Raw genomic sequence first — 14,161 nt, 5'->3', positions numbered from 1 at the left:
CTTAAGTGTCGTGATGTGGTGCGTTGCTTGTTATGGTGATTGCCGATCAATCCTGCAGTTTTTGTGCCATCTTCCCGGTGCGTGCCGGGAACAGGGTTAAATTTGTTAAAATAAAGTTGCAGGATTGTCTTAAAAGGGAAGATACCAGCATTACTGGCGAAACCGCAGCGCCTGAGCGCAAAAAGACGAAATAAATGTCGAGGATTTGATCGCGGCAACAAATTTGCACCACCGCAGCGCAAGCGTACATTTCATGCACCACTATAGTGCGACACTAGGCCCCCTGCCAGCGGGTAAACAAGTCGTGTTCCAGACTAATATCAAATTGATCGAGTACCCGATTGACGGTCTGGTTGATGACATCGTCCAGGCTTTGTGGCCGGTGGTAAAAAGCCGGTACCGGCGGCATTATCACCGCCCCCAGCTCTGCAGCCTGAACCAGCAGACGCAGATGGCCCAAATGGAACGGCGTTTCCCGCACGCAGAGCACCAGCGGACGACGCTCTTTCAGCACGACATCCGCCGCCCGGGTCAGCAGGCCATCCGTATAGCTATGGACAATGCCCGAGAGCGTCTTCATTGAGCAGGGTAAAATCACCATCCCGGCGGTTTTAAAAGAACCGGAAGAGATACTGGCGGCGATATCGCGGGCGTCATGCACCACATCGGCTAGCGCCTGCACCTCACGTACGGAGTAGTCGGTCTCCATGGCCAACGTCTGGCGCGCCGCCTGGCTGAGGATGAGATGAGTTTCAATATCCGGCACATCTCTTAGCACCTGCAGCATCCGCACGCCGTAAATGGCGCCGCTGGCGCCGGAAATGCCAATAATCAGTCGTTTCACGGGGACCACCCTGTTGCTATAATTGGGGCCACTTTGCCGGATTACGCTGTCAGACGCAACCATGATGCGTTAGGACCTACAAGTACAAAGACCAGATACTTTTTCCTATTTCAGGATGGGCCTGAATATAAACCATGACGCGATAATGCAGGTCATAAATAACAATTCTATCAGCATAATCAACATTCCGGATTGACTGAACCAGGTGCCGATGATGATGGCGATATTGGTGACTATCACAATTGCCGCCACCCACGGAAACAAAGGGGAGCGATAGCGCAGCAGGCTACTTGGATATTCGCCCCGGTCCACCGCACGCCGGAAACGATACTGACACCAGCCAATCACAATCCAGGCCAGACACCCTACCTGCCCGGTGCTGGCGATCAAATAGAGATATAACTGCTGTGCGGAAATATAACGGGTAAGCATCGATACCAGTGCCAAAACGGCAGTCAGCAAAATCGCATTCACCGGGACGCCATTGCGGCTTACCCGGCTAAAACGTGCTGGTGCGAAATGGTCGCCCGCCATCGACCATAACATTCGCGAACTGGCATAAATTGCCGAATTCGCAGCCGACACCGCCGCAGAAAAGATCACCAACGTCATCAAGGTATCCGCCCCCGGAATGCCCACATGGGAAAAGACCCAAACAAAAGGACTTTGCCCATCAGGCAGTCGTTCACGTGGATAAACCAGCGCGAGAATAGCAATCGCCAAGCCATAAAATAAAATGATCCGAATACCAATTCCCAGGATAACTTTCGGTAAAATTGTATGGGGCGATTCGGTTTCCCCAGCCGCATTTCCGACCAGTTCAACTCCCTGAAAAGAATAGATAACGATGGTCATGCAAACCAGAATTTGCCACCAGCCATGAGGAAACCAGCCCCCCGACGTTTTTAATGTCGGGTGCCAGCCGGCATGTCCTGATAACGAATAGATCATGACACCTCCTGCCGCAATAAATAACACGATAGCAAAAACTTTAATGGCCGATAGCCAGTATTCACACTCACCAAAACTCTTCGCTGAAAAAAGATTAACGAGCGTTAATGCAATGAGAATATAAAGACAGAATTCATAGACAGGTATGGTGGTGAAATAATGGTGGGCGATAAAACCTGCAGCGGTTAAATCAGCAGCCAGGGAAAATACCCAACTAAACCAGTATAGCCACCCGATGGTATAGCTCCAGATCGGGTTTGGAATAAACATCAATGCATAATGCTGAAATGAGCCAGAGTGGGGAAACGCGCACGATAATTCGCCAAGACACATCATCGTCGCCAGCATTATCCCACCGGCTAATAAATAAGCCAGAAGAGTGCCAGCAGGCCCAACGCTGTACAGGGGTTCGGCAATCCCGATAAATAAGCCCGTTCCTATCGTTCCGCCTAGCGACATCATCAGTAAATGGCGCTTTTTTAAGTTACGGCGTAATCCACCCGTTTGCTCTGTCAGAGGGGGCTCTTGCAGGGTACTCATCATACCTCCCTGTTTTTTATAGGGGGTTAGAATGACGCTGCGGGTCAAACCCGCAGCGTTTTTCTTATCGAATAAATCGGATGGCAACGCCTTTGGTCTGGCAAGCCATCAATAGCCCGGTGTAATCAAGTTCAAAGCTAATCACATCACCCACCTGCAGTGGTAATGGGCAATCCTCAATATCCACCAGGGTATGATCGCTGGTCTGCCCCAGAATGGTGATACTGTCATGACATGGCACACAGTTATCAGACGGGACATCCTGGCGACCAAATGCCAGTAATGCGCGCTTACGGATGCCGTTATCGGTAAAGGTTTTACTCTGCAAGAATGCATCCACCCCCAGCTCACCAACCGGGACTGTCGGTTTGCTGTTTAACTCGATAATCTCGGCCTCCAGCACATACATATCCGAGCACGCTTTATCTACAGGCTTTGCGGAGTGGTGAAATTCATTGAGATATTTCATCTCTACATATTCGATACCAAATTCATGTAACCCACCAATGCGCAGATGGTTCAGCCCTTTCGGCCAAATGCCCTTATCCAGCAGGTGATAGCTGGTACAATTACCGGCAGATAAGCGACGAATCGTCAATCCGCTGTCTCGTTCCAGTCGAGAAGCCAGAGCCAGGAAATCCTCGCCGTTTTTTACCGTTGGCAGAACGGTGCCATAGCAGTTGAAATTAGTGCCAAGACCATACAGATCGAGACAAGGCAATGTTTTGATAAGGTTAATAGTATCGAGAATTTTTTGATATTCGCTAAACCAAATGCCTTCCCGTAAATCGCCCATGTCTATCATCAGTAGCACCTGGTGAGTTTTCCCCTGGCGACGAGCCTCTTCTGATAATGCGCGCAATACCACTGGCTCGCTATTTAGGCTAATGTCTGCATAGCGAACGACATCTTCAATTTCACTCAGGCAAGGGCTACGAAGTAAACAAGTCGTGCAACCGATCTCACGGATTTTTTTCAAGTTATAAGTTCTTGATTCGGCAATAACATGAATTCCGCCATCAAAAACTGCCTGTGCAGTTTCCACACAGCCATCAAAGACTTTATTAACCGCCATAACGTCAATACCGCTACTGGCTAACAAAGCTTTCTCAGTTCGCGCATTTTCTTCCAGTTTGCGTAAATTGATTTTGAGCGTTGGCATATACATATTATTTCCCCTTCACCATACCCAGACGTGTATTGCGTTTTAAAGCGCGATGGTAAATCCATTCAGCGACAACAATCGCCAGTAATGCCCCACCAATAATCTTGCCGGCATACTGGAAATACCCGCCCATATCGATTTGTGATGGCGGAATAAACAGCAACACAACGGCAAAGGCGATAGAAATAAAACCTAATGCAGGTAGTACGGCAGGTAGCACTTTCCCCGGAATTTTGAAACTTCGTGGTGTGTCAGGCTGCGTTTTGCGCAGGCGCCAGAACGCGGGGAACATCACCAGGTAGGGGATAAAATAGGTTATCGTGGTGAGCGCAGTCAGCATCCAGTAGGCCGCCGCAACGCTTGGCGAGATAAAGGTTGAGAAGCACAATACCGTAACAATAATCGCCTGAACCATTAGCGCAAAAGCAGGCGTTTTCCAGACAGGATGCAATTGCGCAATTTTATCGCCTAACAGGTTATCCTCACGAGAAGCTTCCTGAAGCATGTAGATAGGGCCAACCAGCCATGAGTTAATCTGGCCCAACGCGCCGAAAAACATGCAGATAGCCATCACCGGAATCAGCCATGGCATATGGAGAGTATCGGCTGCAGCGTGCATAGCCTGCATGACACCAGCAACAATATCGGTTTTTCCTGCTGGTAATAGCGTATTCAGTGCCCAGGTGCCAACCATATATATCCCGACAATGACGGCGGCAGAAACAGCCATCGCCCGCGGGAAATCACGCTGCGGGTTACGGGTGCGCCCGGCAATCATTGGTGCGACCTCCAGACCGGCAAAAGCGAACATCATACTGGACAGAAATACAATGGTATCCCAGTGTCCAAGATCGGGTACCCAGTTTGATGCGCTCGTATAGTTCGTCTGCATCGGATGACCGGTGAGCAGCCAGACAATCGCCAGAATAATTAAAATCGCCGAAGGAATAAACACACCACACCAGGCGCTGACGCTGTTGATGATTTTCGTCCATTCCATACCGCGAATATTCATTAGCGTCAGTAGCCAGAAGATGACTGCCGAACCAATGCCGATGAATGCCTTATTTTCTGCCAGACCATTACCAATCATATATCCCAGAGCGGTAAAACCGAATTGCAGCATCAGCGGGAAAAACAGCACACATGAAAACAGGAAACAAACCACCACAATCCAGGCGATACGTTTCCCAAACGCCTCCTTAATCCAGACAAAAATACCACCGTCTTTCGGCCAACCGGTGGACAGCTCGCCACATACCATTGCCAGAGGAAAGAACAAACAAAATGCGGCAATTACCCATAACAGCATCGCAGAAGCCCCATAAGGCGCAACGTTGGGTATTTGTCGCAAACTAAGAATGGCAATGACATTCATAAAAACAATGTCTTTAATACCAAGTAAGCCAGAACTATTGTTACTCATGGCTATCTCCTGTTATCCCTCAGGGGCGTGACCGCCCCTGCAGAATCGCGTTATCCAGAGGCTTCAGTCATTATCTGAAGCCCAAACCACAGATTTAATAAAGGTCGTACTTGACCATATCTTCGTAACTATCTTCCCGACGAATTAAACGGTCATGTCCGTTTTTATCAATCATCACCACGGCAGAACGCGGGCGGTTGTTATAGACAGTTTGGCTTTCAATGGTATACGCCCCGGCATCAAGAAACGCGACAATATCGCCGGGCGCGGTGGATTTCGGCATCAGGAATTCTTCTCCTTTAACGCCCATATGGAAATAGTCACCACCATCACACAGAGGGCCGGCAAGCTTGATCCATGCATCATGAGCCTCGGTCATTCGGGAGGCATTGTAAACATAGAAGAACCAGTCGAAATGCTGGCTATCGGACAGAATGCTGTACCCCGCATCAACAAACTTCCATTCAACGTGGCACTCCACATTGCCATCAAGGTCATAGTTTGTTTTACGCTTTTCACAGGCGACTTCTGTTAGCAATACCGCAGCGGAGCCAGTGACTTTGCGCCCTGGCTCAATACAGATTTCAACGTCAGTACGCCATTTATGCACCTCGCGGATCACTGCATCCGCGAAATCCTGCGCGGTGATCCCGGCATACATATTGTCTTTGAGCGGGTCGCCGTTTTCTTCATCGTATTTATAAGGAACCGGAATGCCGCCACCCACGTTGATCAAATCAAACTTAATGCCTAACACTTCTTCCAGACGACGAGATTCGTCCACCAGAACTTTCGTGGCTTTGGCAAAGGGTTCTGATTCAGGTACCTGATCACCTACGTGCATATGCAATCCGCGCAGATGGACATAAGGCATCTCCAGGATCCGACGACAGGTCTCTTCTGCCTGTTCCAGGTCGAGACCGGATTTAGCGTGGAAAGCAGTGACCAGTTCAGCATGTGTGGCTGAAGGAACATTAGGTTCTACGCGCACACAAACGTTAGCCACTTTCTTCAGCTTACGAGAGATCGCGTCGATATGGTCCAGTTCATACAGGCTATCGACGTTGATCAAATACAGATCGTTGGCAATTGCAAACTCCAGGTCGGCGGGCTTCTTCACCACACCGTTGAACACGATCTGATCCCCGCGAAAACCAATCTCAAGGCATTTACGGACTTCATACTGCGAATTCGCTTCGGCGCAGATTCCAGCATCCCGAATGGCTTTCAGTACCCCCATGACGGAACAGGTTTTTGATGCAAAAAAAGTTTTTGTATTTTTATGTGCGGCAAATGCCTGTTCGATCTCTTTGATATTACGAATAATTTCGGGTTCAGAGAAAACATAAAACGGCGTCGGATACTTACGCGCTAAAGCATCGAGATCCACACCTTCAAAACACAGGTGGCCGTCCTTCTGCTGGAAGCGTCGATCGTCCTCGACAACTTTCTGCCGTAATTGATTGTAATTTTCGATAATGGAGTCAGTCATAACACCCTCTGCTTGTTGTTCTGTCAAAAAACCACATGTTTCATAATGGATATAGCAACAAGCGTGCCAAATATTTATCCTTAATATTCAATAAGTTATAAAATCGATATTTTTATATTTTTCGTCAAATGGTTTGTTATTCATCATAGCGACGAAAAATTGTCACATTTAAAATAGGGATATAACTGGTAGAAAGGATTTGATTTCGTTATGGCATCCACCAATGAAGAGCTCGCTTCAGCACTTAAAATGTTCTCTCGTTTTTTCGATCTGATACATCAACCGCTGGCCGTGATTAATGAACGAGGCGAATACGTGTATTACAACCAGGAAAGCGCGGATCTGGACGGGTACAGTATTGAACAAGCGATGGGTAAACATATGCTGGATGTCTACCCCAGTATGAAAGAAAACCAAAGTACGATGCTTTCTTCACTAAAAGACGGGGTTGAGTATATTGGCCATTACCAGATTTACTACAATGCCCGGGGCCAGGCGGTGGATTATCAGCATACCACCGCCCCGCTCTACTCCAGCAAGGGCAATATGGTCGGTGTCATCGAGATCGGCAGGAATATGTCCGGCGTCCGGCGATTACAGGAACAGGTTGTTGAGCTCAACCATCTGCTTTACGCTCAGGGCCATGAAAAGCACCATGCAATCATTACTGAAAACGCGGGAATGCTTGCCAATATTGCAAAAGCTAAACGTCTGGCGGTGAGTAATATTCCCGTGACAATTGTTGGCGAAACGGGTACTGGCAAGGAGCTTTTTTCCCGTCTTATCCACCAATGCAGTAAGCGCGCTAACAAACCTTTCATTGCCCTGAATTGTGGAGCACTGCCGCCAACCCTGGTGGAAAGTACGCTTTTTGGCACCATGCGCGGCGCTTACACTGGCGCAGAGAACAGTCAGGGCTATCTGGAGTTGGCGAACGGGGGAACACTTTTCCTTGATGAACTGAACGCAATGCCAATCGAGATGCAAAGTAAGTTGCTTCGCTTCTTGCAAGATAAAACATTCTGGAGGCTAGGCGGTCAGCAACCCATCCATTCCGATGTGCGGATTATTGCCGCGATGAATGAGGCCCCCGCGCGATTAATCCAGCAAGAGCGACTGCGCCCGGACCTATTTTACCGGCTTAACGTCGGAATGCTCATGCTGCCACCACTACGCACTCGCCCGGAAGATATTCCTCTGTTGGCTAATTATTTCATTGATAAATATCGCAGTGAAGTTCCGCAAGATATCCATGGTCTCAGCGAGGCGGCACGCATTGCGCTACTGAGCCATACCTGGCCGGGCAATGTCAGGATGCTTGAAAACGCGATTGTCCGCAGCATGATCATGCAGGAGACAGATGGCATGCTGAAAAAGATCGTTTTTGAAAATGAAGAACTGAGTTTAGGCGGCCCGGAAAACCCAACACAGCACTCCTCTCTCCCGGCAGCAGAACCGGATAACGAAAGTTCTCTCGAGGCGCGGGTAGCAAGCTATGAAAGGGGGCTAATAGAAACCGCGCTGGATACTTACCAGGGAAATATTGCAGCAGCGGCGCGCAGTCTCAACGTCTCCCGAACGACGCTGAACTATAAGGTACAGAAATACGGCATTCGTTTTGGTGTCGTACACCGTTAAGCAACGCCAGCGACGGAACGCCGCTGGCTGCTATAGATGATTTACCCCTCGTTGTGCATCTCGAGGTTTTCGACTTCGTTCTGCAGCTGGACCGCTTTGGCATCATCGTTACGCAGGGAGTCAAGATAGTCGAGGTACTGCTGGTCGACATCCCGGGTCACATATACGCCGTTGAACACCGAGCATTCAAACTGCTGAATATCCGGGTTCTCCGCGCGCACCGCGTCGATCAGATCGTTGAGATCCTGGAAAATCAGGCCGTCGGCGCCAATGATCTGGCGGATCTCATCCACTTCGCGGCCATGGGCGATCAGTTCGTTGGCGGTCGGCATATCGATACCGTACACGTTCGGGAAACGAATTTCCGGCGCAGCGGAGGCGAGATACACTTTTTTCGCCCCTGCTTCACGCGCCATCTCAATGATCTGCTCCGAGGTGGTGCCGCGTACAATGGAATCATCGACCAGCAGCACGTTCTTATCGCGGAATTCCGCACGGTTGGCGTTGAGCTTACGGCGAACAGATTTACGACGCAGCTGCTGACCGGGCATGATAAACGTCCGGCCGACGTAGCGGTTCTTCACGAAGCCCTGACGATAAGGTTTGTCGAGAATGCGGGCGATTTCCAGCGCGATGTCGCAGGAGGTCTCCGGGATCGGAATAACGACGTCAATATCCAGATCTTCCCACTCGCGGGCAATCTTTTCGCCCAGCTTAGTCCCCATGTTGACGCGGGCGCTGTAGACGGAAATTTTGTCAATAAACGAGTCCGGACGGGCAAAATAGACATACTCGAACAGGCACGGGTTGCTGACCGGATTATCGGCACACTGACGGGTATAGAGCTGGCCCTTCTCGGTAATATAGACCGCTTCGCCCGGCGCGACATCGCGCAGGAATTCAAAACCAAGCGTATCAAGGGCCACGCTCTCCGAGGCCACCATATACTCGGTGCGACCGTCGCCAACGTCACGTTTACCCAGCACCAGCGGACGAATGCCGTTAGGGTCGCGGAAGGCCACCATGCCATGCCCGATGATCATCGCCACGCACGCGTACGCGCCGCGGATCAGGCGGTTGGTCGCCGCAATCGCCGCGAAGATGTTGTCCGCTTCCAGCGGGTAGTGACGGAAGTTATCCAGCTCACTGGCGAAAATATTGAGGAGGATTTCGGAATCAGAGGTGGTATTGATATGGCGGCGTTTTTCTTCAAACAGCTTTTTACGCAGCTCGTGCGCATTGGTCAGGTTGCCGTTATGCGCCAATGTGATGCCATACGGCGAGTTAACGTAAAACGGCTGCGCCTCGGAGGCGCTGGAGCTGCCCGCCGTAGGATAACGCACGTGGCCAATACCCATATTGCCCTGCATACGCTGCATGTGGCGGGCCTCGAATACGTCGCTTACCAGCCCGTTAGCCTTACGCAACCGGAAGCAGTTGTTGGCATCAATGGTGATGATGCCAGCGGCATCCTGTCCACGGTGCTGGAGCACCGTTAGCGCATCATAAATCGACTGGTTAACCGGCATAACACCGGCGATACCGACAATACCGCACATACGTCTTTTCCTCGTTCAGCAACGACCCAAAGTCTATACTTTAGGCAAGAAACTTGACGAGCTTTGCAGGTATTCAAAAAACCATCTGATGACGGGGGTAAAATAGGGAATAAACTGCGACTGATGCCAGTCATCGCTCTTCGCCATCCCGGTAAAGGTGTCCAGGAAGAACAGGATAGCGGCGATGATCAGCACCCCACGTAGCGCGCCGAAGCAGATCCCCAATACCCTGTCGGTTCCTGACAAACCGGTCTTCTCCACCAGCTGGCCTATCACATAGTTCACGATAGCGCCAACGATGAGCGTCACGATAAACAGCGCCGCAATAGCAATCCCATTTCGAACCCGTTCATCCTCAAAGCCCGTAAACCAGACAGACAGGTCAGCGTAGTAATGGCTGGCGACATAAAACGCGCAACCCCACGTGACTAACGATAAAGCTTCGCGAACAAAGCCGCGGATCAGGCTGACCAGGCAAGAAAGACCCAGCACCGCCATAATGGCGTAATCAATCCAGACCATATACGTCCCACGATTTACGCCCTGTCGTCCAGTTCGGGGCGCATTCTAACAGAAAAAGAAAACGTTTGCGTAGGGATTTCCATGCCCTACAGAAATAAAAATGGCGCTGAAAAAACATTCAACGCCAGACTGCCTTTCGCCTCTTCAGGGCGGCTGAGACAGGGTTTGCGGGGCGTTTCTCCCCGCCACGTTCTCTCCGCATGGCGGAAAAAACAATCAGTTCGGGGTGAAGCCCATCACCACCCCGCTAAGCCCGGAGATCTGCTGCAGATCGCCCAGCTGGCCTTTCAGCTTGTCTTTTGACGCATCCGGGCCGACGAGGATACGGGTAATTTTACCCTGTACCGGCGTCGAAGGCGACGTATAGACTTTGAAACCCGAGGCCCGCAGTTTACCGACAATCTCATTCACCTTATCGGCGTTCTTCAACGCGCCCAGCTGAACCACATAGGCTTTGCCGGTCGGCGCCGGCAGGGCCGCCTGCTGCTGCGGTGGCTGTTGCTGCTGTGGCTTAGCCGGCGGCGGCGTTGGCGTCGAGGCCTGCTGTTGCGGCTGCGGTTTCGGCTGCGGCTTGGGCTGCGGTTTCGCGGCCACCACCGGCTCCTGAACGTCATCGAAGCTGTTGCTGTTCACCGGAATACGCGATGGATCTAACGATGGCGCGGCGGCATCGCCCGCCCGCACCTCTTCCGCCGCCCCTTCCGGCGGTTGCGAAGGCAACGCCTGGGTTGCCGCCGGCAACATATCCGGTTCATCGCGATCGCCTGGTTTCGGTACCAGCGGGATCGCGGCAAACTCATCCTGGTAATGCTTTTTCTGCCCGTCCAGCAGCCCTGGCAGGATAATCACCCCCAGCGCCACCAGCACGATTGTCCCGACTAAACGGTTCTGAAACTTACTCGCCACCGATTCTCCCCGCGTCTATCTCTTCCATAACCTGCGCTACGGTGTGAAACGAACCACACACCAGCACGGTATCTTCCACTTTAGCGTCAGCCATGGCCGCACGCCACGCCTGCGCCACGCTGCTATAGACTGTACCGCAGCGCAAATGTTCCACCAGCTGCTCTGCCGTCGCGCCGCGCGGGCCTTCCAGCGGCGCGCAGTACCAGGCATCGACTTCCGGAGCCAGATTGGCCAACGTGCCGGCGATGTCCTTATCATGCAGCATACCAATAACCGCCAGCACGCGTCCCGTTTTCGCTAACGTTTTGAGACGCCCGGCGAGATAGGCCGCCGCGTGCGGGTTGTGCGCCACATCGAGGATCACTCGCGGGGCGTCGCTGATTATCTGAAAGCGTCCCGGGAGCATCGCATCGCGGATCCCTGCGCGCAGGATAGCGTCATCCACGGCAAGCCCGCTGGCGCGCAGCGCCGCCACGGCCGTCGCCGCATTCGGCAACGGCACCTGAGGCAGAGGCAGGTGGCTTAACGCCCCTGCCGTATCGCGGAAGGACCACGTTTCGCCCTCCACCTCATAGCGCCAGTCGACGCCGCGGCGCTGGAGCAGCGCGCCCTTCTCGCTAGCCACTTCCGCGATGGTGAGCGGCATATCCGGCTCCCCCACCACCGCCGGTTTACCGGCGCGAAAGATGCCCGCTTTTTCCCGGCCGATACTTTCGCGATCCGGGCCCAGCCAGTCGGTATGATCGAGGGCGATGCTGGTGACCACCGCGACGTCGGCATCAACGATGTTGGTGGCGTCGAGACGCCCGCCGAGCCCGACCTCAAGGATCACCACATCCAGCTGCGCCTGCTTAAACAGCCACAGCGCCGAGAGCGTGCCGTATTCAAAATAGGTCAGCGAGATGTCACCCCGCGCCGCTTCGATTTCAGCAAACGAAGCCGTATGCGCCGCCTCCGGCAGTTCAGCCCCCTGAATGCGCACGCGTTCGGTGTAGCGCACCAGATGCGGAGAGCTGTAGACCCCCACTTTATAACCGGCCGCCATCAGGATGGTTTCCAGCGTGCGGCAGGTGGTGCCTTTGCCATTGGTGCCCGCGACGGTAAAAACGAACGGCGCCGGTTTAGCGATATCCATCTGCCCGGCGACCTCGCTGACGCGCGCCAGCCCAAGGTCGATGGTTTTACTGTGCAGATGTTCCAGATAAGAAAGCCACGTAGCCAGGGGCGACGTGGCCTGAGGAATAGGATCTTTTTCCATGATGCCCGTAAGAATTGACGGTTAACGCGTATGAATAAAAAAGGGCAGCGCCGCCAGGCCCTGCCCTCTGCTTTATCAGGCCTCAGGTTCCTGATCCGGTGCCGGCGGCACCACCACGCCTTCATGAGGCGCTTCCGAAACGGCAACCGGCGCCGGCAGGTTCATCAGCTTCGCCAGAATGCTGGCCAGCTTGAGACGCATTTCCGGACGGCGAACGATCATATCGATCGCCCCTTTTTCAATCAGAAACTCACTGCGCTGGAATCCCGGCGGCAGCTTCTCGCGTACGGTCTGCTCGATAACGCGAGGACCGGCAAAGCCGATCAGCGCTTTCGGCTCGGCAATGTTCAGATCGCCCAGCATCGCAAAGCTCGCCGATACGCCGCCCATGGTCGGGTCGGTCAGCACGGAGATGTACGGCAGTCCGCGCTCCTGCATTTTCGCCAGCGCCGCGGAGGTTTTCGCCATCTGCATCAGCGACATCAGCGCTTCCTGCATACGGGCGCCACCGGAGGCGGAGAAGCAGATCAGCGGGCAGTTATCTTCCAGCGCCTGCTCCACCGCGCGTACAAAGCGTGCGCCGACGACGGAACCCATCGATCCCCCCATAAAGGAGAATTCAAAGGCGGCGGCAACCACCGGCATCGCGTAGAGCGTACCTTTCATCACCACCAGCGCGTCTTTCTCGCCCGTCTCTTTCTGAGCGGACGCCAGGCGGTCTTTGTATTTTTTTGAATCGCGGAACTTCAGCACATCTTTTGGCTCAAGTTCGCTACCCAGTTCTACCAGAGAACCTTCATCCAACAGGCTATGCAGGCGATTACGCGCCGACATGCGCATATGGTGATCGCACTTAGGACAAACCTCCAGGTTGCGCTCCAGCTCGGCGCGGTAGAGTACCTGACCGCAGCTGTCGCACTTGGTCCATACACCCTCAGGAATGCTCGCCTTGCGGGTGGGAGTGATGTTGCTTTTAATTCGTTCAATCCAGCTCATTGATAACCTTTCTGCCTGAACCTGGTCGATGCCAGTTTTGTCGTAAGGGGCGCATAATGCCATTTTTGCCTCTTACAGACCATGAATGTTGCACATTAAATCATATCATCCCGGAACATGGGATAAAAAAGTGGTCAAACCGCTGCGCGTGACGCTCTGCACCGCCACGCGCAACACAGGCTAAACTACTTCGCCTGCTTCGCCGCCGCCCGCTTGTGGCGAATAATCTCAATCACGCCCGGCAGGACGGAAAGCACGATGATCGCCACGATCAGCAGCTTCAGGTTCTCCTGCACCACCGGCAAATCGCCAAACAGATAGCCGGCATAGGTGAACAGCAGCACCCACAGCAGCGCCCCAACCACGTTATAGGCTGCAAAATGACGATAGGACATATGCCCCATTCCCGCCACAAACGGCGCGAAGGTTCGGACTATCGGCACAAAGCGCGCCAGGATAATGGTTTTCCCGCCGTGACGTTCGTAAAAGCTGTGGGTTTTATCCAGATAGCTGCGACGGAATATCTTTGAGTTCGGATTGCTGAACAGCTTTTCGCCGAACAGCCGGCCAATGGTGTAGTTGACCGCATCGCCGACGATGGCCGCGATGACCATCAGCAGTACCATCAGGTGGACATTGAGATCGTTGGTTGGCAAGGCCGAGAGCGCGCCCGCGACGAACAGCAGGGAATCGCCCGGCAGGAATGGCGTCACCACCAGCCCGGTTTCGCAGAACAGAATCAAAAACAGAATGGCATAAACCCAGACGCCATACTGGGCAACCAGTTCGGCAAGGTGCACATCAATATGCAGGATGAAATCAATTAAAAAGTGAATCAAGTCCATGTTTGTCTTTACCCTTAAT

Annotated in this window: 13 protein-coding genes; 2 read left to right on the top strand and 11 right to left on the bottom strand. The window is 52.7% G+C overall.

Going from position 1 to position 14,161, the window contains the following annotated elements; all coding sequences use genetic code 11:
* Positions 1 to 32 precede the first annotated feature (32 nt).
* Positions 33 to 194, top strand: a complete 162-nt coding sequence (locus tag OHJ17_RS07500; protein WP_004140952.1) for a hypothetical protein — start codon at positions 33 to 35, stop codon at positions 192 to 194.
* Positions 195 to 274: 80 nt separating this feature from the next.
* Here the strand turns inward: OHJ17_RS07500 and OHJ17_RS07495 are convergent, their stop codons facing one another.
* From OHJ17_RS07495 to OHJ17_RS07475, 5 genes are all read right to left on the bottom strand, one after another.
* The gene (locus OHJ17_RS07495; protein ID WP_002913212.1) at positions 275 to 844 is read right to left on the bottom strand and encodes a UbiX family flavin prenyltransferase; all 570 of its coding nucleotides are present in this window, start codon (positions 842 to 844) and stop codon (positions 275 to 277) included.
* A 105-nt stretch (positions 845 to 949) separates the two neighbouring features.
* Positions 950 to 2,335 (bottom strand): amino acid permease, encoded by a 1,386-nt coding sequence (locus OHJ17_RS07490; protein WP_023287870.1) that lies wholly within the window; start codon positions 2,333 to 2,335, stop codon positions 950 to 952.
* A 64-nt stretch (positions 2,336 to 2,399) separates the two neighbouring features.
* On the bottom strand, positions 2,400 to 3,503 hold the full coding sequence (locus OHJ17_RS07485; RefSeq protein WP_023287871.1) for an alanine/ornithine racemase family PLP-dependent enzyme: 1,104 nt from the start codon (positions 3,501 to 3,503) through the stop codon (positions 2,400 to 2,402).
* 1 nt (position 3,504) lies between these two features.
* Complete coding sequence (locus OHJ17_RS07480; RefSeq protein WP_004174978.1) at positions 3,505 to 4,926, bottom strand: APC family permease; 1,422 nt, start codon at positions 4,924 to 4,926, stop codon at positions 3,505 to 3,507.
* A gap of 94 nt (positions 4,927 to 5,020) precedes the next feature.
* Complete coding sequence (locus OHJ17_RS07475; RefSeq protein WP_004174976.1) at positions 5,021 to 6,418, bottom strand: ornithine/lysine decarboxylase DokD; 1,398 nt, start codon at positions 6,416 to 6,418, stop codon at positions 5,021 to 5,023.
* Between the two features lie 210 nt (positions 6,419 to 6,628).
* On the opposite strand from OHJ17_RS07475, the gene OHJ17_RS07470 reads away from it, so the two are divergent.
* On the top strand, positions 6,629 to 8,056 hold the full coding sequence (locus tag OHJ17_RS07470) for a sigma-54 interaction domain-containing protein (protein WP_023287872.1): 1,428 nt from the start codon (positions 6,629 to 6,631) through the stop codon (positions 8,054 to 8,056).
* Between the two features lie 41 nt (positions 8,057 to 8,097).
* Here the strand turns inward: OHJ17_RS07470 and purF are convergent, their stop codons facing one another.
* The 6 genes from purF to OHJ17_RS07440 all read right to left on the bottom strand — a co-directional run bounded on the left by purF (position 8,098) and on the right by OHJ17_RS07440 (position 14,142).
* Positions 8,098 to 9,615 (bottom strand): amidophosphoribosyltransferase, encoded by a 1,518-nt coding sequence (gene purF, locus OHJ17_RS07465; RefSeq protein WP_002913213.1) that lies wholly within the window; start codon positions 9,613 to 9,615, stop codon positions 8,098 to 8,100.
* Between the two features lie 33 nt (positions 9,616 to 9,648).
* Positions 9,649 to 10,137 carry a colicin V production protein gene (gene cvpA, locus OHJ17_RS07460; protein WP_002913214.1) on the bottom strand — a complete coding sequence of 163 codons (489 nt, stop codon included), beginning with the start codon at positions 10,135 to 10,137 and terminating at the stop codon, positions 9,649 to 9,651.
* A 216-nt stretch (positions 10,138 to 10,353) separates the two neighbouring features.
* Positions 10,354 to 11,043 (bottom strand): cell division protein DedD, encoded by a 690-nt coding sequence (gene dedD / locus OHJ17_RS07455; protein ID WP_004140953.1) that lies wholly within the window; start codon positions 11,041 to 11,043, stop codon positions 10,354 to 10,356.
* Positions 11,033 to 12,301, bottom strand: a complete 1,269-nt coding sequence (gene folC, locus OHJ17_RS07450; RefSeq protein WP_004890581.1) for a bifunctional tetrahydrofolate synthase/dihydrofolate synthase — start codon at positions 12,299 to 12,301, stop codon at positions 11,033 to 11,035. The genes dedD and folC overlap by 11 nt, the downstream gene beginning before the upstream one ends.
* A gap of 75 nt (positions 12,302 to 12,376) precedes the next feature.
* Positions 12,377 to 13,297, bottom strand: a complete 921-nt coding sequence (accD, locus tag OHJ17_RS07445) for an acetyl-CoA carboxylase, carboxyltransferase subunit beta (RefSeq protein WP_002913220.1) — start codon at positions 13,295 to 13,297, stop codon at positions 12,377 to 12,379.
* A 185-nt stretch (positions 13,298 to 13,482) separates the two neighbouring features.
* Positions 13,483 to 14,142, bottom strand: a complete 660-nt coding sequence (locus OHJ17_RS07440; RefSeq protein ID WP_002913221.1) for a DedA family protein — start codon at positions 14,140 to 14,142, stop codon at positions 13,483 to 13,485.
* Between the last annotated feature and the right edge of the window lie 19 nt (positions 14,143 to 14,161).

Source organism: Klebsiella sp. KP20-425-1, assembly GCF_025813515.1.
Lineage (GTDB): Bacteria > Pseudomonadota > Gammaproteobacteria > Enterobacterales > Enterobacteriaceae > Klebsiella > Klebsiella pneumoniae.
Note: the sequence above shows the minus strand (reverse complement) of the source record. Positions and strands in the feature narration are given on the sequence as shown.